Annotated in this window: 24 protein-coding genes; 18 read left to right on the forward strand and 6 right to left on the reverse strand. The window is 71.1% G+C overall.

The window, feature by feature from the left end; genetic code table 11:
• Positions 1–32 precede the first annotated feature (32 nt).
• The 14 genes from BWO91_RS05070 to BWO91_RS05135 all read left to right on the forward strand — a co-directional run bounded on the left by BWO91_RS05070 (position 33) and on the right by BWO91_RS05135 (position 15717).
• Positions 33–1727, forward strand: a complete 1695-nt coding sequence (locus BWO91_RS05070; RefSeq protein WP_079001640.1) for an ABC transporter substrate-binding protein — start codon at positions 33–35, stop codon at positions 1725–1727.
• Between the two features lie 45 nt (positions 1728–1772).
• Entirely contained in the window at positions 1773–2708 is a 936-nt protein-coding gene (locus BWO91_RS05075; RefSeq protein WP_064294392.1) for an ABC transporter permease, read from the forward strand.
• Positions 2705–3700, forward strand: a complete 996-nt coding sequence (locus tag BWO91_RS05080; RefSeq protein ID WP_064294283.1) for an ABC transporter permease — start codon at positions 2705–2707, stop codon at positions 3698–3700. Before BWO91_RS05075 ends, BWO91_RS05080 begins: the two co-directional genes overlap by 4 nt.
• Entirely contained in the window at positions 3697–4578 is an 882-nt protein-coding gene (locus BWO91_RS05085) for an ABC transporter ATP-binding protein (protein ID WP_079001643.1), read from the forward strand. Before BWO91_RS05080 ends, BWO91_RS05085 begins: the two co-directional genes overlap by 4 nt.
• The gene (locus tag BWO91_RS05090; protein ID WP_079001645.1) at positions 4575–5453 is read left to right on the forward strand and encodes an ABC transporter ATP-binding protein; all 879 of its coding nucleotides are present in this window, start codon (positions 4575–4577) and stop codon (positions 5451–5453) included. Before BWO91_RS05085 ends, BWO91_RS05090 begins: the two co-directional genes overlap by 4 nt.
• Positions 5450–6763 carry an alpha/beta fold hydrolase gene (locus tag BWO91_RS05095; RefSeq protein WP_079001647.1) on the forward strand — a complete coding sequence of 438 codons (1314 nt, stop codon included), beginning with the start codon at positions 5450–5452 and terminating at the stop codon, positions 6761–6763. Before BWO91_RS05090 ends, BWO91_RS05095 begins: the two co-directional genes overlap by 4 nt.
• On the forward strand, positions 6760–8250 hold the full coding sequence (locus BWO91_RS05100) for an aminopeptidase P family protein (protein ID WP_346425820.1): 1491 nt from the start codon (positions 6760–6762) through the stop codon (positions 8248–8250). Before BWO91_RS05095 ends, BWO91_RS05100 begins: the two co-directional genes overlap by 4 nt.
• 41 nt (positions 8251–8291) lie before the next feature.
• A complete protein-coding gene (locus BWO91_RS05105; RefSeq protein WP_071259600.1) occupies positions 8292–8969 on the forward strand; it encodes a GntR family transcriptional regulator in 678 nt (225 codons plus the stop codon).
• Positions 8970–9087: 118 nt separating this feature from the next.
• Positions 9088–10284, forward strand: coding sequence for an NAD(P)/FAD-dependent oxidoreductase (locus BWO91_RS05110; protein ID WP_079001649.1), 1197 nt, complete (start codon positions 9088–9090; stop codon positions 10282–10284).
• Complete coding sequence (locus tag BWO91_RS05115) at positions 10284–10634, forward strand: (2Fe-2S)-binding protein (protein ID WP_079001650.1); 351 nt, start codon at positions 10284–10286, stop codon at positions 10632–10634. The genes BWO91_RS05110 and BWO91_RS05115 overlap by 1 nt, the downstream gene beginning before the upstream one ends.
• Positions 10631–12148, forward strand: a complete 1518-nt coding sequence (locus BWO91_RS05120; protein ID WP_079001652.1) for an FAD-dependent oxidoreductase — start codon at positions 10631–10633, stop codon at positions 12146–12148. The genes BWO91_RS05115 and BWO91_RS05120 overlap by 4 nt, the downstream gene beginning before the upstream one ends.
• Positions 12149–12189: 41 nt before the next feature.
• The gene (locus BWO91_RS05125) at positions 12190–13104 is read left to right on the forward strand and encodes a dihydrodipicolinate synthase family protein (RefSeq protein WP_079001654.1); all 915 of its coding nucleotides are present in this window, start codon (positions 12190–12192) and stop codon (positions 13102–13104) included.
• A gap of 55 nt (positions 13105–13159) precedes the next feature.
• Positions 13160–14161 (forward strand): proline racemase family protein, encoded by a 1002-nt coding sequence (locus BWO91_RS05130; protein WP_064294274.1) that lies wholly within the window; start codon positions 13160–13162, stop codon positions 14159–14161.
• 26 nt (positions 14162–14187) lie between these two features.
• Positions 14188–15717 carry an aldehyde dehydrogenase (NADP(+)) gene (locus BWO91_RS05135; protein WP_079001656.1) on the forward strand — a complete coding sequence of 510 codons (1530 nt, stop codon included), beginning with the start codon at positions 14188–14190 and terminating at the stop codon, positions 15715–15717.
• 34 nt (positions 15718–15751) lie between these two features.
• Here the strand turns inward: BWO91_RS05135 and BWO91_RS05140 are convergent, their stop codons facing one another.
• Positions 15752–16279 (reverse strand): hypothetical protein, encoded by a 528-nt coding sequence (locus BWO91_RS05140; protein ID WP_240555693.1) that lies wholly within the window; start codon positions 16277–16279, stop codon positions 15752–15754.
• A gap of 73 nt (positions 16280–16352) precedes the next feature.
• On the opposite strand from BWO91_RS05140, the gene BWO91_RS05145 reads away from it, so the two are divergent.
• The 4 genes from BWO91_RS05145 to BWO91_RS05160 all read left to right on the forward strand — a co-directional run bounded on the left by BWO91_RS05145 (position 16353) and on the right by BWO91_RS05160 (position 18489).
• Entirely contained in the window at positions 16353–16826 is a 474-nt protein-coding gene (locus tag BWO91_RS05145; RefSeq protein ID WP_071259589.1) for an EVE domain-containing protein, read from the forward strand.
• Positions 16827–17023: 197 nt separating this feature from the next.
• Positions 17024–17674: a 2-phosphosulfolactate phosphatase gene (locus BWO91_RS05150; RefSeq protein ID WP_240555694.1), complete on the forward strand. Its 651-nt coding sequence runs from the start codon at positions 17024–17026 to the stop codon at positions 17672–17674.
• A gap of 9 nt (positions 17675–17683) precedes the next feature.
• Positions 17684–17986: a DUF427 domain-containing protein gene (locus tag BWO91_RS05155; protein ID WP_064296381.1), complete on the forward strand. Its 303-nt coding sequence runs from the start codon at positions 17684–17686 to the stop codon at positions 17984–17986.
• Complete coding sequence (locus BWO91_RS05160) at positions 17986–18489, forward strand: DinB family protein (RefSeq protein WP_079001661.1); 504 nt, start codon at positions 17986–17988, stop codon at positions 18487–18489. Before BWO91_RS05155 ends, BWO91_RS05160 begins: the two co-directional genes overlap by 1 nt.
• Positions 18490–18516: 27 nt before the next feature.
• Here BWO91_RS05160 and BWO91_RS05165 read toward each other — a convergent pair whose 3' ends face one another.
• The 5 genes from BWO91_RS05165 to BWO91_RS05185 all read right to left on the reverse strand — a co-directional run bounded on the left by BWO91_RS05165 (position 18517) and on the right by BWO91_RS05185 (position 22688).
• Positions 18517–19338, reverse strand: coding sequence for a TspO/MBR family protein (locus BWO91_RS05165; RefSeq protein ID WP_079001663.1), 822 nt, complete (start codon positions 19336–19338; stop codon positions 18517–18519).
• Between the two features lie 100 nt (positions 19339–19438).
• Complete coding sequence (locus BWO91_RS05170; protein ID WP_167620438.1) at positions 19439–20005, reverse strand: DUF1697 domain-containing protein; 567 nt, start codon at positions 20003–20005, stop codon at positions 19439–19441.
• A complete protein-coding gene (locus tag BWO91_RS05175; protein WP_079001664.1) occupies positions 20002–20526 on the reverse strand; it encodes a SprT-like domain-containing protein in 525 nt (174 codons plus the stop codon). The genes BWO91_RS05170 and BWO91_RS05175 overlap by 4 nt, the downstream gene beginning before the upstream one ends.
• 72 nt (positions 20527–20598) lie before the next feature.
• Positions 20599–21831: a PQQ-dependent sugar dehydrogenase gene (locus tag BWO91_RS05180; protein WP_079001666.1), complete on the reverse strand. Its 1233-nt coding sequence runs from the start codon at positions 21829–21831 to the stop codon at positions 20599–20601.
• Positions 21832–21833: 2 nt separating this feature from the next.
• Positions 21834–22688 (reverse strand): spermidine synthase, encoded by an 855-nt coding sequence (locus BWO91_RS05185; protein ID WP_071259566.1) that lies wholly within the window; start codon positions 22686–22688, stop codon positions 21834–21836.
• Between the last annotated feature and the right edge of the window lie 16 nt (positions 22689–22704).

The raw sequence follows: 22704 nt of genomic DNA on the forward strand, positions 1-22704 counted from the left end.
GACCCGCCCGATCGACACGAAAGCAGAGCGTCATGAAGCAACGATTCTCCATCCCCGCCCTCGCGGCGGCGGCCGTCCTCCTCCTCGCGGGGTGTACCTCCGCGGGTTCGGGCTCGGGAGGTGACGGACCGTCCAGCACCCCGGTGAAGGGCGGCACGGTCGACGTCCTCTTGAACGCGGACTTCTCGCACCTCGACCCGGTCCAGGGCTTCGACGGCGGCGTGAACAACTTCTACCGTCTGATCTACCGCACGCTGACGACGCAGTCCACGGGCGAGGGCGCCAAGGGCACCGAGATGGTCCCCGACCTCGCGACCGACCTCGGCACGGTGAGCGACGACGGCCTCCAGTGGACGTTCACGCTCAAGGACGACCTGAAGTTCGAGGACGGCACGCCGATCACGAGCAAGGACGTGAAGTTCGGCGTCGAGCGCTCCTTCGACCCGGCCATCGCCGTCGGATCGCCCTACGCCCGCCTCACGATCGCCGGCACGGACTCGTATGAGGGCCCGTACATCACGGGTGACCTGCCGTCCATCCAGACGCCGGACGACCAGACCATCGTCTTCACGCTCAAGGAGCCGTTCGCCGACTTCGCGAGCGTCGTCGGGCAGAACAGCTTCACACCCTTCCCCGCCGACACCGAGCGGGTGACGACGGCGAGCCTCGACAAGATGCCGATCGCCTCCGGCCCCTACAAGGTCGACAGCTACGAGCGCGGTTCGCAGCTGAAGCTCGTCCGCAACGACTCGTGGGACCCGAAGACGGACGACGTCCGCAAGGCCTACCCGGACGGCTTCGACTTCACCTTCGGTCTCGACGCCTCGACCATCGACGAGCGCATGATCGCCGGCCAGGGTGACGACGCGAACGCGATCGCCGGGTCCGTCCAGGCGGCCTCCATCTCCCGGATCCAGACGCCGGCCCTCAAGGCACGCACCATCGCCGGTCTCCAGGGCTGCACCACGTACATGGGTCTGAACACGACCAAGCCGAACATGGACAACCCGCTGGTCCGCCAGGCCATCGCCTACGCCATCGACCGCGAGTCGGTGAAGGACGCCTCGGGCGGGTCGCAGCTCGCGGACATCGCGACCACCATGCTGCCGCCCACCGTCGCCGGTCACACCGAGTTCGACCTCTACCCGAGCAAGGACAACGCCGGCGACCCGGAGAAGGCCAAGGAACTCCTCGCCGAGGCGGGCCTGCCCGACGGCTTCTCCTTCACACTCGACATCCGCAGCCAGCCCAAGATGCAGGCGCAGGCCGAGGCGGTGCAGCAGGCGCTCGCGAAGGCCGGCATCACGGTGAACTTCAACCTCATCGACACCTCGACCTACTACGAGGTCATCGGCACGACGTCGCAGCAGAACGACGCCGCCATCACCGGCTGGTGCCCGGACTGGGCCTCAGGCTCGACCTTCCTGCCGCCGCTCTTCGACGGTTCGCAGATCTTCCCGAAGGGCAACTCGAACATCGCGCAGCTGAACGACCCCGCCGTCAACGAGCGCATCGCCGAGATCCGCGCGATGACCGACACCGACGAGGCCAACGCCGCCTGGGGCGCGCTCGACGAGCAGATCCAGAAGCTCGTACCGACGGTGCCGCTGCTGTTCGAGAAGACGGTCATGGTCGTCGGAGCCAACGTCGCGGGTGCGTACTCGCACGCCGGGTACTCCGGTGGCATCGACTACGTGTCCGTCGGCCTGTCCTCGGCCGGCGAGTAGTCGGAAAGCCGGTAGCCGCAGATGTCGTCGTCCGTTCCCAGTGAGCTGACCACCGTCGCCGAGGAGGTGGGTGCGCCGGTCGGTGCGCCCACCCCCGCGCGGCGGGTGATCGCCACCCTCCGTTCCAGCCCACCGGTGCTGCTCAGCGTCGCGTTCATCGTGCTCGTCGTGCTGCTCGCGATCCTCGCCCCACTGATCACCGCGATCAGCGGCTGGGGTCCGTACACCTTCGACAAGTCGGCGGTGGACTCCGACCTCGGCGGCGTGCCGATCGGCAACCTCGGCGGGATCTCCGCCGAGCACTGGTTCGGGGTCGAACCCGGGAACGGACGCGACATCTTCGCGCGCATCGCCTTCGGTGCGCAGGTGTCGCTGTCGATCGCCGTCTCGGCGACCATCGTCACCACCGTGCTCGGCGTGGTGCTCGGCATGCTCGCCGGCTTCTACGGCGGGTGGGTCGACCAGGTCGTCTCCCGCGTCATGGACTTCCTCATGGCGTTCCCGTCGCTCATCTTCATGATCGCGCTCCTGTCGGCCCTGCCCGCCGGCAACCGACCGGTCCTGCTCGTCGTGGTGCTGAGCCTCTTCGGCTGGCCGTACACCGCCCGGGTGGTGCGCGGTCAGGCGATGTCGCTGCGGACGAGCGAGTTCGTCGAATCGGCGCGTGCGTCGGGCGCCGGGGGCATCCGCATCGTCTTCCGCGAGATCCTGCCGAACCTCCGCGGCACCATCATCGTCCTGGCCACCCTCGCCGTTCCCGGTTACATCGGCACGGAGGCTGGCCTCTCCTTCCTCGGCGTCGGCGTCACCCCGCCCACGCCCAGCTGGGGCCAGATGATCGCGACCGCGGTCGGCTGGTACGCGGTCGACCCGATGTACTTCCTGATCCCCGGCACCTTCCTGTTCCTCACGGTGCTGTCCTTCACCGTGCTCGGCGACCGCCTGCGCAAGGCCCTCGACTCGGGAGACGCCGCCTCATGACCCTCTACCTCCTGCGCCGCATCGCGTCGGCGATCGGCATCCTGCTGCTCATCAGCCTCTTCACCTACGCCATCTTCTTCCTGCTGTCGCCCGACCCGGCGGTGCAGATCTGCGGCAAGACCTGCACCCCCGACCGCATCGACCAGATCCGGGCGCAGCTCGGGCTCGACCAGCCGTTCTGGCAGCAGTACCTCGAATTCATCCGGGGGATCGTCATGGGCCGGAGCTACGGGGAGGGTGCCTCGGCGGTCTCCTGCGCGGCGCCGTGCCTCGGCTTCAGCTTCCAGACGAACGAGTCCGTCATGGACATGATCACCGCGCGCTTCCCCGTGACCGCGACGGTCGCGATCGGTGCGGCGGTCCTCTGGCTGCTCGTCGGCGTCAGCGGTGGCCTGCTCAGCGCCGTCAAGCAGGGGACCGGCTGGGACCGTGGGGCGATGATGGTCGCGCTCGCCGGCATCAGCCTGCCGAACTACTTCCTCGCGCTCCTCCTGCAGTACGTCCTCGTGGTGCAACTGCAGATCCTGCCGTTCCCGCAGGCCGTACCGTTCGCCGAGGACCCGGTGCGCTGGTTCCAGAACTACCTCATGCCGTGGATCGTGCTCGCCCTCGGCTACGCGTCGATGTACGCGAGGCTCGTCCGGTCGAACGTCATCGACACCCTCGGTGAGAACTTCATGCGGACCGCCCGGGCGAAGGGCCTGCCCGCGCCGCTCATCCTGCGCCGCCACGCGCTGCGCCCGGCGCTCACCCCCGTCGTCACGCTCTTCGGCATGGACTTCGCGGGCCTCCTCGGTGGCGCCCTCATCACCGAGACGGTGTTCGGACTGAACGGCGTCGGCAAGCTCGCCGCCGACTCGATCGCGAAGAACGACCAGCCGGTCATCATGGGCGTCACCCTCCTGGCCGCGTTCTTCGTGGTCATCGGCAACGTCGTGGTCGACGTCGCGTACACGTTCCTCGACCCGAGAGTGAGAGTGAAGAGCGCATGAGCCCCACCGTCACCAGGACCATCTCCCTGCCCGTCCCCGGGGCGGCGCTGCTCGAGGTCGACGACCTCACGGTCACCTTCCCGACCACCTCCGGTGACGTCGACGTGGTGCGGAAGGCGTCGTTCACGGTCCAGCACGGCCAGACCCTCGGCATCGTGGGCGAGTCCGGCTCCGGCAAGTCCATGACCTCGCTCGCGATCATGGGGCTGCTCCCGAACGGCGGGCGCACGACCGGCAGCGTCCGACTGAGCGGACACGAGCTCGTCGGTCGCAGCGACCGCGAGATGCGTCGCGTGCGCGGCGACCGGATCGCGATGGTCTTCCAGGACCCGCTCTCCTCGCTCAACCCGTACTACACCGTCGGGCTGCAGATCGAGGAGGCGTACCGCGCCCATCGCGGCGGTTCCCGGAAGGCCGCCAGGGCCGTCACGATCGAAGCCCTCGAACGGGTCCGCATCGCGGACGCCTCCCGGCGCGTCGACCACTACCCGCACCAGTTCTCGGGCGGCATGCGGCAGCGCATCATGATCGCCATGGCGCTCTGCCTGGAACCCGACCTGCTCATCGCGGACGAACCGACGACAGCACTCGACGTCACCGTCCAGGCGCAGATCCTCGACCTCCTCTCCGAACTGCAACGGGAGACCGGCACCGGCATGATCTTCATCACCCACGACCTCGCCGTGGTCAGTCAGGTCGCCGACGACGTGCTCGTCATGCGTGGCGGCGACCCCGTCGAGATGGGCACCGCCGAGCAGATCTTCTCCCGGCCGCAGGCGCCGTACACCCGCGCACTGCTCGACGCCCTGCCGCGGATCGACGACCCGTTCACCGAGCGGCCGACGGCACCCGCCACGACCGGAGAGGGACGGGCATGAACGACGCACCAGTGCTCCTGCAGGCCACCGGGCTCACGAAGGACTTCACGACCAGGGGTGACGGGGCGTTCCGCGCACGCACCACCCGGTTCCGCGCCGTCGACGACGTCGGGTTCGCCGTCCGCGCCGGCGAGACGCTCGGCATCGTCGGGGAGTCGGGCAGCGGCAAGTCGACGACCGCGCGGATGATCGCGAAGCTCATCGAACCGACCGCCGGCACGATCACCTTCGACGGCGAGGACGTCACCACCGCGCGTGGCCCGGCGCTCGCCGCGTTCCGGACGAAGGTGCAGGTCGTCTTCCAGGACCCGTTCTCCTCCCTGAACCCCCGGCACACCGTCGAGCGCATCGTGTCGGCACCGCTCGACTACCAGGGCATCACCCCGAAGCAGGGCAAGCGCGCCCTCGTGCGCGACCTGCTCGACCGCGTCGGCCTGAACCCCGACCACCTCCAGCGCTATCCGCGGCAGTTCTCGGGCGGCCAGGCCCAGCGCATCGGGATCGCCCGGGCGCTCGCCGTCTCCCCGAAGCTCGTCATCTGCGACGAGGCGGTGTCGGCGCTCGACGTGTCGGTGCAGGCACGCATCATCGACCTGTTGCGGGACCTGCAGGCCGAGCGCGGCCTGAGCTACCTGTTCATCGCGCACGACCTCGCCGTCGTGCGGCAGATCGCCCACGACGTCGCCGTCATGCACCGGGGCAAGGTGGTCGAGCAGGGTGACCGCGAGGCGATCTTCGACCACCCGCAGGACGACTACACGAAGACCCTGCTCGCCGCCGTGCCCTCCATCGACCCGAGCTGGGAGGCCGCGCGTGCCACCATGCTCGGACAGGAGCGGACGCACGGATCGACCGCCGGAAGGACAGAGGCATGACCCACCGCACCACCACCTCCCTGCTGCCGGGGATCCACGTGACCGACCACACGGTCGACGTCCCGCTCGACTGGCGGCGCCCCGACGACGGCCGCACGATCAGCCTGTTCGCCCGCGAACTCGTCGACCCTCTGCGTCGCGACGAGCAGCTCCCGGTCCTCGTGTTCCTCCAGGGCGGACCGGGCGGCAAAGGCCCGCGTCCGGTGTCCAGGGACGGCTGGGTCGCCGAGGCCCTCCGCACCTTCCGGCTCGTGCTGCTCGACCAGCGCGGCACCGGCCGGAGCACCAGGATCGACGGCCGGTCCATCGCGGCCGTCGGTGACGCTGCCGCACAGGCCGAGTACCTGGAACGCTTCCGGGCCGACTCGATCGTCGACGACGCCGAGTACCTGCGCCGCACCGTCTTCGGTGGCCGTCGCTGGTCGACGCTCGGTCAGAGCTACGGCGGGTTCCTCACCCTCACCTACCTCTCGCGAGCCCCGGAGGGACTGGCCGCCTGTTACGTCACGGGCGGTCTGGCAGGCATCCACCCGTCGGCGGCTGAGGTCTACCGCCGCACCTATCCGCGCGCGGAGCGCAAGAACCGGGCCTTCGCCGAGCGGTACCCCCAGGACGTCGACACCGTCGCGCGGATCGCCGACCGACTCGCCGCCGATGAGGTGCTCCTGCCGGACGGCGACCGCCTCACCGTGCGGCGCTTCCAGAACCTCGGGATCGACTTCGGGATGAAGCCCGGTTACGAGCGTCTCCACTGGCTGCTCGACGAGGCGTTCGACAGCGGCGACCGCTTGAGCGACACCTTCCTGGCGCAGGTCTGGGGGAGGACGTCCTACGTCGACAACCCCCTCTTCATCGCCCTGCAGGAGAGCATCTACGGTGCCACCGGCTCGGGGGCGACCGCGTGGGCGGCGCAGGCCGAGCGCGATGCACGGCCGGCGTTCGCCGAGACGGCCAGGCCGCTGCTGTTCACGGGCGAGATGGTCTACCCCTGGATGTTCGAGGAGATCCGCTCGCTCCGACCCTTCCAGGGCGCGGTGGAGCGACTAGCGGCCAAGGCCGACTGGGACCCGCTGTACGACCCCGCTGTCCTGGAGGCGAGCACGGTGCCGCTCGCCGCGGCCGTGTACTACGACGACATGTACGTGGACGCGCAGCTGCAGTTGGAGACGGTCGACGCGGTCGGCGGGGCGACCGCCTGGGTCACGAACGAGTACGAGCACGACGGGATCCAGGACGCCGCCGTGGTGCGCCGCCTGTTCTCGATGGTGGACGAGCGCGGCGGCCGTCGCGCGGATGAGGAGCAGGCATGACCGACACACAGCAGCAGGCACCCGAGCAGACGGCGGGCCTCGCGCCGGCGACCACGGAGGCACCCGCCACGTCCATGCCGCGCCCGGCGAACCCGGACCCGAAGCTGCCCCGTCTGGCCGAGGTGCCGGCGTTCAGCGAGTTCCTCAGCACCGGCTGGGGCACCCCCGACCGCACGCCGCCGGTCGAGCCCGGGATCGCCGCAGCCGCAGCCGAGCACCGTCGTCGGTTGAGCGAGGCATTCGTCGGGCGGACGCTCGTCGTCGCCGCCGGTCGCGCGCCCGTCCGGGCCAACGACTCGAACTACGACTTCCGCCCCGACAGCGACTTCTTCTGGCTCACCGGCTGCTCCGCCGAGGACGCGGTCATCGTGCTGCGTCCGAGTGGCACCGGTCACGACGCGACGTTGTACATCCCGGCACCGGCGCACCCGGGCGAGACCGGGTTCTTCGCCGACGCCAACCACGGCGAACTCTGGGTCGGTTCGGCGCCGGGGCCGGCCGACTGGTCCGCGGTCCTCGACCTCCGGGTCGAGGTGCTCGCCGCGCTGCCCGACGCGCTCCGAGGCGTCGAACGACCACTCCTCGCGGGGACCCTGACCTCGCGGCATCGTGCGCTCGAGCCGCTGACGGTCGCGCCGGAACTCGGCCGCGTGCTCTCGGAACTGCGCATGATCAAGGACGACTGGGAGATCGCGGAGCTGCGGCGGGCGGTCGACGCGACCGTCGGCGGGTTCTCCGCCGTGATCCGGGAGCTGCCGACGGCCCTCGCCGGCGGCGGTGAGCGTTGGCTCCAGGGGACCTTCGACCGGCACGCCCGCACCACGGGGAACGGCCCCGGCTACTCGACCATCGTCGGCAGCGGTGCGCACGCACCCACGCTCCACTGGGTGCGCTGCGACGGCCCGGTCCGCCCCGAGGACGCGATCCTGCTCGACATGGGCGTGGAGACGCGTGCGTTCTACACGGCGGACGTCACCCGCACCTTCCCCGTCTCGGGCACCTTCAGTCCGGAGCAGCGTCGCGTCCACGACCTCGTCGAGGCGTCCCACCGCGCCGGGATGGCCGCCGTCCGCCCGGGCCGCGACTTCACCGACTTCCACCACGCGGCCATGGAGGTCATCGCGCAGGGACTCCACGACTGGGACCTCCTGCCGGTGTCCGTCGACGAGGCTCTGAGCCCGGTCGGGCAACAGCACCGGCGGTACCTCGTGTGCGGCATCGGTCACCACCTCGGTCTCGACGTGCACGACTGCGCGAAGTCCTCCTACGAGGCCTACCAGGGTGGCTCGATGGCCCCCGGCATGGTCCTCACGGTCGAGCCGGGGCTGTACTTCCACGCCTTCGACGAGACGGTTCCACCGGAACTGCGCGGCATCGGCGTCCGGCTCGAGGACGACCTCCTCGTGACGGCCGACGGCGCCGAGGTGTTGTCGGATGCGCTGCCCATCGACGCGTCGGGCATCGAAGCGTGGATGCGCGCCCAGTAACCTGAGCGGACCGTGGTGGGAGACGAAGGATGGGAGTCGCGATGAGCATGTCGGCGATCCGACCGGCCGAGGAACGGCTGAGCCTGCGGGCGCAGGTGGAGCGGGCGGTGTCCGCGGCGATCATCTCGGGCGAGCTCGCGCCGGGGACGATGATCTCGGTACCGACGCTGGCGGTGCAGTTCAACGTCTCGGCGACGCCCGTCCGTGAAGCGATGCTCGATCTCGAGAAGCGCGACTTCGTGGAGGCGGTCCGGAACAAGGGGTTCCGTGTCACGGTCGTCAGCGAGGCCTCGCTCCGCAACACGGCGCAGATCCGCCAGCTCCTCGAGCCGCCCGCGATGGCGGACCTGGCGGAGGTCTTCGACCACGGGTCGCTGCCCGAGCTCCGGCAGCAGGCTGACGACATCGTGGCCGGTGCCCGCGACGGCGACCTGACCCGGTACCTCGAAGCCGACCAGGCGTTCCACCTCGCGCTCACCGCGAAACTCGGCAACCCGCTGCTCGTCGAGCTCGTCGCGGACCTCCGCGGACGTACCCGCCTCGTGGGGTTGGCCGCCATGCTCGATTCGCAGCAGCTCGACCGCTCGGCCGTGGAGCACCACGAGCTCCTCGACGCCCTCGAGCGGGGTGACGGGGCCGCCGCTCGCGAGCTCATGCACCGACACATCGGGCACACCACCGGCTGGTGGGCCGGCAAGCCGGAATCCGACGCCGAGTAGCCCCTGGCGTGCGTGCGCGGACCTCGACCAGGATCCGCGATCGCGCACGCTTGCCTGTCGAGTGAATGTGTGACACATTACTGAAAGCCCTTCCTTGCACCGACCGAAAGGACCGCCCATGACCCGCATCGTCATCGTCGGCGCCGGCATCGTCGGTGCGGCCTGCGCGCGGATCCTCGCCCGCCGCGGCGCCGAGGTCGTCGTATTGGACCGTTCGGCGGCCGCCGGCGGTACGAGCGGCTCGGGGGAGGGGAACCTGCTCGTCTCCGACAAGGGGCCCGGCCCCGAACTCGACCTCGCCCGGTACGCTTCACGCCTCTGGCCCGTCGTCACCGCCGAACTCAGTGCCGAACTCGGACCGGCCTTCCCGAGCATCGAGTTCGAGCGCAAGGGCGGCATCGTGGTCGCCACCACCGAGGCCGGCGCGCAGCCGCTGCTCGACTTCGCCGCCGCCCAGCGCGCGGCCGGTGTCGACGCCCGGCCCCTCACCGAGGACGAGCTGCTCGCGGCGGAGCCGTCGATCACCCGCTCCTCCACGGCGGCCGTCCACTATCCCGAGGACGCACAGGTCCAGCCCGTCATCGCCACGGAGGCCCTGCTCGCCTCGGCCCGGCGGGCGGGCGCGATCGTGCGCACCGGCGTCACCGTGACGGGCGGCGTCCGGAGCGCGACCGGTCGCCTCACGGGTGTCCGGACCTCCGTGGGCGACGCCTCGGGCGATGCGGTCCTCGTCTGCGCCGGACCGTGGTCGGCCGAGCTCGGCGAGGTGCTCGGGGCACCCGTCCCGGTCCGTCCCCGTCGCGGCATGGTGCTCGTCACCACCCGCATGCCGCACCGCGTGCACCACAAGGTCTACGACGGCGACTACTTCGGGGCCACGCAGTCGAGCGACGCCTCGCTCCAGACCTCGAGCGTCGTCGAGTCGACGGCTGCGGGCACCGTCCTCATCGGATCGAGTCGGCAGCAGATCGGGTTCGACGCGCGCCTCGACGTCGACGTGCTCCGCGAGGTCGCGGCGAAGTCGCTGCGCCTCTTCCCGTTCCTCCGCGACGCCTCGGTCATGCGCAGCTACGGTGGCTTCCGGCCGTACATGCCCGACCATCTCCCGGTCATCGGCCCCGACCACCGCCTGGACGGCCTGTGGCACGCGACGGGCCACGAGGGCGCCGGCATCGGGCTGGCCCTCGCGACGGCCGAGCTCATCGGCGCCCGCCTGCTCGGCGGATCGGCCGACCTCGACGACGCCCCGTTCCAACTCGACCGCCCGGGGCTCGCCCCGCACCTGCGCGTCGACCGGCCGGCGGAGGTGGCCTGATGGTCTCGAGACGACTGCCCGCGACGAGCGATCGGATCCTGCCCGGCACGGAGGACGCGCTGCGCATCGACCTCGACGGGACGCCCGTCGACGGACTCCGCGGCCAGACGATCGCCGGTGTCCTGTTGGGTTCCGGCGTCCTCGCCTGGCGCCGCACCAGCAGGGCCGGGAAGCCGCGCGGCGTCTTCTGCGGCATCGGGGTCTGCTTCGACTGCATCGTCACGGTGAACGGCCAGCGGGACGTCCGTGCCTGCCAGCGTCGCGCCGCGGACGGCGACCGCATCGAGACGCAGCAGGACGCCCTCCCGGAACCCACGACGGAGAACGACCCGTTCGGGGACCGGACATGAGCGCCCGGCAGCGGGAGGTCGTCGTCGTCGGTGCAGGTCCCGCCGGCCTCCAGGCCGCGCTCGCCGCCCGGGCCCTCGGTGCGTCCGTCACCCTGCTCGACGCCTCGGACGAGCTCGGCGGTCAGTACTGGCGGCACCTGCCGGCCAGCCGGCCGTCTGCGGCCGAGGCCTCGCTGCATCACGGGTTCGAGCGCTTCGTCGCCATGCGCGCGGCGCTCGACGCCGACGACGGCTGCACGGTGATCACCGAGGCGCAGGTGTGGGCGATCGACGTCGACCGCGCCGCCGCCGACCACGGCTCCGACGACGTCTCCAGGGCGACCGGCCTGCGTCTGCACGTCCTGGTCGGACCGCCGGACGGCACCGACCGCACGGCGCTCACCCTCCGGCCGGACGCGCTCGTCCTCGCGACCGGCGCCCATGACCGCACGCTGCCCTTCCCCGGCTGGGACCTCCCCGGCGTGTTCTCGGCCGGTGCCGCCCAGGCCCTCGCGAAGGGCGAGCGGGTCACCGTCGGTCAGCGGGTGGTCGTGGCCGGTGCCGGACCGTTCCTGTTGCCGGTGGCCGCGTCCTTGACCGCGACCGGATCACGCGTCCTCGGCGTCTACGAGGCCACGACCGTCGGCGGACTCGCCAGGGGCTGGCTCCCCAAGCCCTGGCAGCTGCTCGGCGTGACCGGGAAGGCCGGTGAGCTGCTCGGCTACGTCGGCGGCCACCTCCGTCACCGGATCCCGTACCGCGTCGGCCACGCGGTGGTCGCTGCGCACGGCACGGACCGGGTCGAGCGCGTGACCATCGCCGCCGTCGACGCCGACTGGTCGCCGATCCCCGGGACCGAGCGCACGGTCGAAGCGGACGCCGTCTGCGTCAGCCACGGGTTCACCCCACGGCTCGAGCTGCCCGTCGCGGTCGGCTGCGCGCTCACCGAAGCCCGGTTCGTCCAGGTCGACGACGAGCAGCGCACGAGCGTCCCGGCCGTCTTCGCGGCGGGGGAGATCACCGGTATCGGTGGTGTCGACGCCGCGCTCGCCGAGGGCGCGATCGCGGGACACGCTGCCGCCGGCGGACTCCACGGCGCCTCCGGCATCCGTGCCGCCGTGAGCCGACGCGACACGTTCCTCGCCTTCGCCGACCGGCTCGAACGCGCCCACGGCATCCGCGCCGGCTGGAGCGACTGGCTCGACGACGACACCACCATCTGCCGCTGCGAGGAGGTCGACTACCGCTCGTTGCGCACGACGGCGACCGCCACCTGCGCGACCGGCCTGCGCTCCCTCAAACTCAGCACGCGCGCCGGGCTCGGGATCTGCCAGGGGCGCATGTGCGGTCGCACCGTCGAGGAGCTCCTCCACCGCGTCGCAGCCGAATCCGGCGGCAGCGGCCTCATCGACGGCGTCTCGAGCGACCGCCGGCCCATCGCCTCCCCGCTGCGCATCGGCGAACTCGCCGCGCAGGCACCGGGACACCCTCCCCACGAACCGCCGTCGACCCCGACGGCCGAACACCCAGGATGACCGACCGGTCTCCGCACCATTCCCTCGGAAAGGAACCACCCATGGCCAAGCAGTTCGACCTCGGCGGCGTCATCGTCGCGACCACCCTCGCGTTCAAGGAGGACGCCTCGGCGCCCGCAGGCCTCGCCGTCGACTACGACCGCTTCGCCGAGCACTGCAACTGGCTCATCGAGAACGGTTGCCGAGGCGTCGGCCCGAACGGCTCGCTCGGTGAGTACTCGTCACTCACGGACGCCGAGCGTCGCAAGGTCATCCAGGTCGCGGTCGACACCGTCGGCGACCGCGGCCTCGTCGTCGCCGGGGTGCACGGCGTCGGCTGGCACCAGGCCCAGCAGTGGGCCGAGTACGCGAAGGAGGACGGCGCGGACGGCGTCCTGCTCCTGCCGCCCACCATCTACCGGGCGAACGACGACGAGGTCATCGAGCACTACAGCCGCGTGGACGAGGTCGGCCTGCCGATCATGGCCTACAACAACCCCATCGACACCAAGGTCGACCTCACGCCCGACCTGCTCGTCGAACTCGCCAAGCTCGAGCACGTCGTCGCCGTGAAGGAGTTCTCGGCCGACATCCGTCGGGTGCTCGAGATCCAGGACAAGACCGACCTCGACGTCATCGCGGGAGCGGACGACCTCCTCTTCGAGTCCCTCGTCGCCGGTGCGGTCGGCTGGTTCGCCGGCTACCCGAACGCCTTCCCGCGCGAGGCCGTCGAGCTGTACACACTCGTCACCTCCGGTCGCGTCGACGAGGCCCGCACCCTCTACCGCGAGCTCGTGCCCGTCTTCGGGTGGGACTCGAAGACGGAGTTCGTCCAGGCCATCAAGCTGTCGATCGACATCGCCGGCGAGAGCTACGGTGGTCCGACGCGTCCGCCGCGCGGTCCGCTGAACGCGCTCCAGACGGAGCAGGTCACGACGCATACTCGTCGCGCGCTCGACTACCTCGCGGCACGCTGAGCCTGGTGGCCGACGCGACACCCCGACCACGACCACCAGTCCTGAGAGGCACACCATGAAGTCCTCCCGCATGATCAGTGCGGTCGACTCGCACACCGAGGGCATGCCGACCCGCGTCGTCACCGGCGGGGTCGGCGTGATCCCCGGCGCGACCATGAACGAGAAGCGCCTCCACTTCATGGAGCATCTCGACGACCTGCGGCTCTTCCTCATGAACGAGCCCCGCGGTCACGCGGCGATGAGCGGGGCGATCCTGCAGCCGTCCACGCGTGCGGACTGCGACTGGGGCGTCGTGTACATCGAGGTGTCCGGCTGCCTGCCGATGTGCGGGCACGGCACCATCGGGGTCGCGACGGTCCTCGTGGAGACCGGCATGGTGGAGGTGGTCGAGCCGGTCACGACGATCCGGCTCGACACCCCCGCCGGACTCGTGATCGCGCGGGTCGACGTCAGCGACGGGCACGCCGACCGTGTGACGATCGAGAACGTCCCGAGCTATGTCGACCGCCTCGACGCCACGATCGAGGTGCCGGGCCTCGGCACCGTGCCGTACAGCCTCGCGTTCGGCGGCAACTTCTACGCGATGGTCGACCTCGACGACGTGGGCCTGCCCTTCGACCGCGACCGTCAGCAGGACATCCTCGACACGGGCCTGCGGATCATGGCGGCGATCAACGAGCAGGCGCCGCCCGTGCACCCCGAGATCGCCGGCCTCGACCACTGCCACCACGTCGAGTTCATCGCGCCGGGATCCGACGCCGTGCTGTCCCGGCATGCGATGGCCATCTTCCCGGGGTGGTTCGACCGCTCGCCCTGCGGCACCGGAACCTCGGCCCGCATGGCCGAGCTCTGGGCCCGCGGTGAGCTGCCGCTCGACCAGGACTTCGTCAACGAGTCCTTCATCGGTAGCCGGTTCACCGGCCGGCTGATCGCCGAGACGTCGGTGGCCGGCCGGCCGGCCGTCATCCCGACCATCTCCGGTCGGGCCTGGGTCACCGGTATCGGCTCCTACCTCCTCGACCCCGCCGATCCGTTCCCGACCGGCTTCCAGTTCTGAACCACACCACGATCCCGGAGGATCACATGACGACCACGCCAGCCCCCGACGCCCCCATCGCGGAGACCACCCACGAGCAGCTCGAGGAGGTCCTCCGGGGAGCCGCCGCGGCTGCACCCGCGTGGGCCGCGACGCCGGCGGACGCCCGTGCGAGTGCGCTCGTCGCCGTCGCCGACGCCCTGCAGGCCCACGCGGACGAGCTCGTCCCGGTCGGCATGGTCGAGACGGGGCTCGCCGAGGCCCGGCTCCGCGGCGAGCTCCTCCGCACCGCCGTGCAGCTGCGGTTGTTCGCGGAGACGATCGTCGACGGCTCTTACCTCGACGTCCGGATCGACGAGGCCGACCCGGATTTCGCGCTCGGCGCGCGCCCGGAACTCCGCCGCGTCCTCGTGCCGCTCGGCCCGGTCGTGAACTTCGCGGCGAGCAACTTCCCCTTCGCCTTCTCGGTCGCCGGTGGTGACACCGCGTCGATCCTCGCGGCCGGATGCCCGGTGATCCTCAAGGTGCACGACGGGCACCCGCGGCTCTCGCTCGCGACGGCGGCCGTCGTCGAGGCCGCGCTCCGGGCGTCCGGGGCTCCTGACGGCGTCTTCCAGACGATCATCGGCCAGGAGGCCGGCGTCGTCGCGCTGCAGGACGAGCGCGTCCGGGCCGGCTCCTTCACGGGCTCCCTCCGGGCGGGTCGGATCCTCGCCGACCTCGCGGCGGCACGCCCCGTCCCGATCCCGTTCTTCGGCGAGCTCGGCAGCGTCAACCCCGTGTTCGTGACGCAGACCGCCCTCGACGAGTCCGCAACGGCCATCGCGACGGGATTCGTCACGAGTGTCGCGGGCTCGGCGGGTCAGCTGTGCACGAAGCCCGGCTTCGTCTACCTGCCGGACGGCGCGGGGCTCGACGAGTCGATCCGTGAGGCTGCTGCCGCGGTCCCCGAGCACCGACTCCTGAACGACCGCATCACGGCCGGGTACCAGGCGAGGCGCGACACGATCCTCGGCACCGACGGTGTGCGGATCATCGCCGAGGGGTCGCTCCGGGTCGACGAGGACGGCGACGGCTGGGCGACCCCCACGATCATCGCCGTCTCACTCGACGCGCTGCGGGCCGGTCGGGACGCCCTGCTCGACGAGGCCTTCGGTCCGTTGTCGATCCTCGTCGAGGTCCCGGCCGGAACAGCGCTCGCACCGCTCGTGCCGGAGTTCTGCGAGGGCAATCTGACGGCCACCCTGCACGCCGGTGCCGACGAGACGAGCGACGACCTCGTGGAACTCGTCCAGCAGCTCTCGGCGCACGCCGGACGGGTGCTGTTCGGCGGTTGGCCCACCGGCGTCGCGGTCACGCCCGCCATGCAGCACGGCGGACCGTGGCCGGCGACGACGAACGACTCGAGCACCTCGGTGGGGACGGCCGCGATCACCCGTTTCCTGCGGCCGGTCGCGTTCCAGAACATGCCGGACCGGTTCCTGCCCGAGGTGCTGCGATCGTCGGCCACCGGCGTCCCGCGGACGATCGCACCCGCGGGCGAGTCGACGCACTGGGGCGAGGCGGCTCAGCGCTGACGCGCGGCCGGCCGGTCTCCCGGACGGCGAGGCGTCAGATGGCGCCCTCGACCGTGGCGCCGACCTCGTCGTCCTCCTCGTCGCCGGGGAGCGGCGGGTCGTAGGCCCAGCTCGGCGCGAGCGCCTTGATCCGCGCACCGCGCCACTGCCATGTCGCCCACAGCGGGTACCAGTAGAGCGGGGCGATCGCGCCGGTGATCACGAGTCGGTCGCGGTACAGGGTCTTCGTCGGGTCCTGCTTGTCGCGGGCCACCGCCATCTGGTGGTCCCACCCGGCGAGCTTGCTGAGCGGCCCGCTGACCGGGTCGCCCTGGTCGTGGAGGATGCGGGTGCCGTCACGGCGCTCGATGAACTCGAGGTCGATGACCTGGTCGCCGACCGGGATCGCGCCGGCGGCCTTCACGCGCACGCGGTGCGCTCCCGGCTCCCAGATGGTGGGGAACCCGTCGGCGTCGAGCGCCTCGAGGCCCATGACGGGGCTGTAGAGCTCCCGCAGGACCGCCGGGGAGCGGAGTGCCCGCCAGGCGACGTCGACATCACAGTCCAGGACGAGTTTCAGCATCACGCGCATGCCTCAGTGTCGCATGTGCGGCTCGGCGGCTGCAGGGGGTGCGCCGGTAGGGAAGACTGTGCCTATGGCGATCCGGTACTGGCTGGGCGTGATCCAGCGGGATCACGTCGTCCTCGGCGTCCGGCAGGGCTTCGTGCAGATCAACCACGGGCAGCGCGGTGGTCTCGACCAGATGCGCGAGTCCGACGGCTTCGTGTACTACTCGCCGAGGGTCAGCACCCCGGACGGCGCGCCGCTCAAGGCGTTCACCGCGATCGGGCGGGTCTCCGACGACACCGTCTACCAGGCGGCCGTGCCTCGACCGGACGGAGCCGATTGGCGGCCCTGGCGGCGGAGTGTCGACTGGTACCCGGACGCGGTCGAGGCGCCCATCCGTCCGATGCTCGCGCTCCTCGACTTCACGAGCTTCACCCGGAACTGGGGTGTCCAGCTCCGTCGGGGGTTCCTCGAGCTGAGTCGTCACGACTTCGAGCTCATCCGTACCGAGATGCGTCCGCCCCACCCCGACGACCGTCGCTTCCCCACCGCCTCCCGCTGACCCCCTCCTGCCCTTGCGCCAGCGCGGTGCGCTGACGTCACCGCGGGTCTGGCGCGTGAGCGCGCCCCTCCGGAGGCCCGCGCTCACGTCCGATGACCCGCGCTCGCGTCAGCGCACCGCGCTGGCCACCACCCCCACCGAGGTCTTCGGACGCAACAGTCGTGGGGCGGGTGGGTGCGCCTGGATACGATGAACGGGTGAGTACCGCAGCCGCCACCCCGCCGCCCGTCCACCCGCCGCTCGCCCAGACCAAGTACCAGGTCAGGTTCGACTGGGGCGTGGCAGGAGCTGGCCGGGTCGAGGCGGCGGACGTCGCGGTCGTCGTGGACGTGCTCCACGCGACGACCTCCGTCGAGCGGCGCGTGAGCGGTGGGGAGACCGTCGCCGTCGCCGAACTGGACGACCGCGGGGAGACGGCTCAGATCGCGACCCTGCTCGCCGACGCGGGTGCGACGGTCGTCGCCGGGTGCCTGCGCAACCGGTCGGCGGTCGCGGACTGGATCATCGCGAAGCAGGCCGAGCTCGGTCGGCGCACGAGCATCGTCGTCATCGCGGTCGGCGAACTCGACGACACGGCCGAGACCCGGTTCGCCGTCGAGGACCTCTTCGGGGCCGGTGCCGTGATCGAGGCGCTGGGGCTCCGCGGCATCGACTTCACCTCACCGGAGGCCGCTGCCGCCGCCGCCGCGTACGAGGGCCTGCGCAACGGCGTCGGGCACCTGCTGTCCGCGTCCGCCACCGCCCAGCAGCTCGCGCAGGCGGGTGCCACGCAGCACGTCCAGGCGGCACGCGAGGTCGACGTGTCAAGCGTCGTCCCGGTCCTGGACGGAGCCGTGTTCCGGGCGTAGTCTCGGCGCATGCGCGCACTCCTCGGAACCACCGTCCTCGCCGAAGCCCCCGAATCGGAGCTCATCAAGATCGAGGGCAACTGGTACTTCCCGCCGTCGAGCCTCAACCGCGAGCGCTTCGTCGAGACCGACACCCAGTACCACTGCCCGTGGAAGGGCGACGCCCAGTACTGGGGCGTCACCGACGGCGGCGAGGTCAAGCCCGATGTGGCCTGGTCGTACCCGACCCCGTATCCGACCGCGTTCGACCGCGTCGGCAAGGACTTCTCCGGCTACGTCGCCTTCGGGAACGAGGTCCAGGTCGTCGACTGATGGCCGACTGGGGCGACCGCCCGCAGCCGCCTGAGCGCGGTGGGGAGCGCGAGACGATCGAGGGTTTCCTCGATCTGCAGCGCGCGAGCATCGTCTGGAAGGCGCGCGGACTCACCGACGAGCTCGCGGCCAAGCGGCTGCTGCCGAGCATCACGACGGTCTCGGGCGTCATCCGACACCTCGCCGATGTCGAGCGCAGCTGGTTCCGCGAGGACATGGACGGGCAGTCGGACGTCCCAGCGCGGTGGACCGACGACGATCCCGACGGCGAATGGCGCGTCACGGCCGAGGACAGCCTGGCCGAGATCATCGCCGACTACGAGGCGGCCTGTGCGGAGTCCCGCGAGGTGGCGTCGCGGTATCAGCTCGACGACGTCTGCCTCGGCAACGACCAGCGGTTCACACTGCGGTGGATCGAGCTCCACATGATCGAGGAGACGGCCCGGCATCTCGGGCACGTCGACGTCCTCCGCGAACAGCTCGACGGCCGCACGGGCGAGTAGCGCCGCGGCCGTCGAGCGAGCCGAGCGTCAGTCGACCACGAGCGCTGCTCGGTCGCGTCCCCGTGAGACGCGGACGACCACGGTGACGACGGCTACCACGACCGCGACGATCAGCGCCGTGACCCCCGCTTCGGTCGACAGCAGTTCACCGGTGAAGCGGCCCACGGCCACCCACGCCAGCCCCCAGCAGAGCGACAGCATGGGGGCGATGCGCCCACGTCCGACGACCGCGAGCAGGATCCCGACCGCGCCGGCGACCGCGAGGACGATAATCGCCCAGACACCGGCGGCCGGGCCGTCCGCGCTCCCGATCCCGGATCCGACGAGCGCCGCGGTGATGTTCGCCGCCGTCGCGACGCACACCCACCCGAGGTAGAGGCCCATCGTGCCGTCCGTGATGATGGCGTCGACCATCCCGGCCGGCCTGGTGCGGAGCACGATGACGAAGATGCGGGCCAGGACACCCAGGAGGGCGACGATCACGAACACGCTGAGGATCAGGAAGCCCGCCTGCACCACGAGGATCCACGCCGCGTTCAGCAACAGGCTCGCCACGACCCAGTAGCCGAGACGACGGTGCCGCTCGCGGGTCGTCTGCGAGGGCAGGAACTGCCAGACCGCATAGGCGACGAGCCCGAGGTAGATGACGCTCCAGATGGAGAACGCAGGTCCGTCCGGTGCGATCGGCGTCGACGAGGCGCTCAACGCGCCGTTCGCCGCGTTCTGGACCTGCGTGCCCCCGGCGGCTCCCGACCCGATGTAGGAGCCGATGATCGCGAGGACCGCGCTGACGGCGACGGCGATCTGCCGGACGCGGTCCGCGGTGGTGGGTGAGTCGATGCCGGTCATGACGCGTGCCTCCAGAATTGTGCAGCTAGCTGATCAATTCAGCGTACGCCACCGTCGGGCACCTCGCGGGGGCTTGCGCCGACGCCGCGGATCAGCCTGCTCAGAGGAGCTTCCGCAGCGTCCGCAGGTTTCGCGTGGTGACGTACGGTTTGAACCGGGCCTTCGAGGACTCCTTCGCGAAGGCGGTGTCGGTGCTCGACCCCTTCGGGACCTCCCAGTAGAGGACGCCGTCGCCGGGTGCGACGCGGTCGGGCTGCTCCCCGGCTGCCGCCGAGAACGCGAACAGTGCGTCGAGCGAGCTCTGTTCGGAGGAGAACATGACGTACGGCTGGACCTCGTCGGCCTCCGTCCAGGGGTAGGCGTCGACGATGTCGGCGAGTGCGTGCTGATGCGTGAGCACGATCCACGCCTCGTAGCCGAAGGCCTCCGCGAGCGCCCGCTCGATTCGCCGTTTCAGCGCGCCGCGTGCATCGTGCGCCGTCTCGCCGGGCTCGTGCTCCGGGTCGTCGAAGACGACGTTGCCGCTCGCGAGGACGGTGCGGACTCCCGTGAACCCGGCCGATCGGAACACCTCGGCGAGGTCCGCGGAGCGGATCGTGACGCCGCCGACGTTGACCCCGCGCAGGAGTGCGATCCAGCTGTCGGCGGGAACCGCGGTGCTGGTCATGACCCGATGCCCGGCTCGGGCTGGGTGGAGCCGTCGAACGCGGCCGCCCGACGCCGCATGGCCGGCGTGACCTCCCGGTGCACCCAGCTGAGGAGGAAGCGTTCGTCCCAGGAACGCGAGCACTTGCCACACGAGGTTGCCCGGCTCGGGCGCCGATGCCGGTAGAGGACATGGCCCGAGGGGCAGGTGCCGACCCACGGGGCGAGTTCGTCGGCCGTCTGGCCCTCGTGGAGACGCGAGCCCTCGTAGCCGATCTCCTCGGCGACCTTGCGCCACTTGGGTCCGTGCCCGGCGCGCGCCCCGGCGAGGGCGTGCGCGACCTCGTGGAGGAGGATCTGGTGGATCTCGTCGTCGTCGTAGCGTGCAGCGAGATAGCGCGAGACGGTGATGCGCTTCGTCGTGAAGTTGCACAGGCCGGCGCGTCGCTTGGCGTTGTCGAAGCCGAAGGTCCAGACCGTCGGGTCGAGGTGCAGCACGATGAGCGCCTGTGCCCACGCCGTGACCCGACTGAGTTCTGCCATGCCTGGATGGTACTCCCGGCGACCGACACCGGACCGCAGGAGCGGGACGACCCTCCGGTGTGGCGGTCGCCCTCAGCGGGCCGCGAGCGGGGCGAGGGGGAGTTCGACGATCCGGTCGTCCTCGGTTCCGGGCGAGCCCCGGCCGTCGGTGTTGTTCGTGAGGATCCAGGCGGTCCCCGGCGGGCCGGCGACGACGTCGCGGATCCGTCCGAACTCGCCGACGAGGTAGGGCACCGCGTCGATCACGCCCACGAGCGCGCTGCTCCCCGCCGGGACGTGCACGCCGTCGGTGATGCCGTACAGGCGCTCGCCGCGGAGCGAGGCCATGAAGATCGTGTCGTCGATGATCGCGAGACCGCTCGGGCTCGCGTCCTCCGTGGCCCACTGCGCGACCGGGTCGATCATGCCCTGGGCTCCGGCGATGCCCTCGGCGACCGGCCAGCCGTAGTTCCCACCGGGGGTGATCCGGTTGAGCTCGTCCCAGGTGTTCTGGCCGAATTCGCTCGCCCACAGGCCGCCGTCGCGATCCCACGCGATGCCCTGCGGGTTGCGATGGCCGAGGGAGTGGACGGGCGACCCCGGGAAGGGGTTGTCGCCCGGTACCGCGCCGTCGGGCGTGAGCCGCAGGATCTTCCCGCCGAGGCTGCTCACGTCCTGGGCCAGGCTCCGGTCACCGGCGTCACCCGTGGTGGCGTAGAGCATGCCGTCCGGTCCGAACGCGATGCGTCCGCCGTTGTGGTTCCCGGCCCGGGGGATGCCGACGAGGACCTCCTCGACGCCGCCGAGCGCGTACGACCCTGCCGCTCCCGTGAGCGGGAACCGCACGATCCGGTTGTCGGACGACGTCGTCAGGTAGGCGTAGAGCCAGGTTCCCGCGGTCTCCGATCCCGCCGGCGTGAGGGCGGCGAGCCCGAGCAGCCCGCCCTCGCCTCCCGCGGCCACCCCGGGGACCACGCCGACCTGCCGCACCGCGCCGCCGCTGACGACCTCGAGGATATCGCCCGCGTCGCGCTGGCTCACCAGCGTGCTGCCCGAGACGAGTCGGACCATCGACCAGGGCGCGTCCAGGCCGCCGACGACCGTGGTGGCCTCACCGGTCGGGGCGACCGGCCCGGTGGGAACCGCGGATGTGGGCGTCGATGCGGACGCACTCGGCGCGGGGGAGGGGGAAAGGGAGGCCGTACCCGGTGATCGTGGCTCCCCGTCGGTGCAGGCCACGAGCGCCAGGGCGGTGGCGGCGAGCAGGGTGGTGAGCGAGGCGGGCGCACGCAGGCCCCGTCGTCGCGGCGTCTGCGTGGTGGCCATGGTCAGCCCTTCGTCTGGAAGATGCCCTGGGCGGGGTTCGGGGAGGGGACGGCGGTCGTGTCCGTGACGACCTGTGCCCCCGCGATGAAGGCGCGCAGCTCGGCGCCAGCCACCGCCTTGGCGGGGTGGGGTCCGGCCGCGAGGAGCCTCGGCAGGAAGTCGAGTGGGAGCGCGGTGTTCGAACCGACGAGGACGACGTTCCCGAAGCGGCGGCCTTTGAGGATCTGCGTCTCCGCGAGGGCGGCGACGTGTGACACGGAGTCGGCGAGCGTCGCGGCCTGTCCGCGGGCGAAGGCGAGTCCGCGGCCGTCGGCGACGTTCACGACGATGACGCCGGTCGGCGACAGCAGCTCGACCGCCGAGGCGTAGAACTCCGTGCTCGTGACGTGGGCCGGCGTGTTGGCGCCGCTGAAGATGTCGACGACGACGAGGTCGACGGTGCCCCGGAGCCCCGGCGGCAGCTTCGCGACGATCTCGCGGGCGTCGCCGTAGCGGACGCGGATCTGGGCGCGCTTCGACCAGGGGAGGTGCTCGCGCACGAGATCGATGAGTTCGCGCTCGAGCTCGACGACCTGCTGCCGCGAGCCCGGCCTCGTCGCCTCGACGTAGCGGGGGAGGGTGAGCGCGCCGGCGCCGAGGTGTACCGCCGTGATCGGCTGACCGGGATCGGCGATCTCGTCGATGATGTGACCGATGCGCTGGATGTACTCGAAGAAGAGCTCCTCGGGCTGATCGAGGTTGACGTGCGACTGCGGCGTGCCGTCGACCACCAGCTGATAGGTGCCCGGCACGAAGCGGTCGGCCTCGATCCTGGCCAGGTATCCGCTGACGCCGAGTCGTACCTGTGCCTCGTCCATACCCCCACCCTAGACT

This window comes from Plantibacter flavus (genome assembly GCF_002024505.1).
Classification (GTDB): domain Bacteria; phylum Actinomycetota; class Actinomycetes; order Actinomycetales; family Microbacteriaceae; genus Plantibacter; species Plantibacter flavus_A.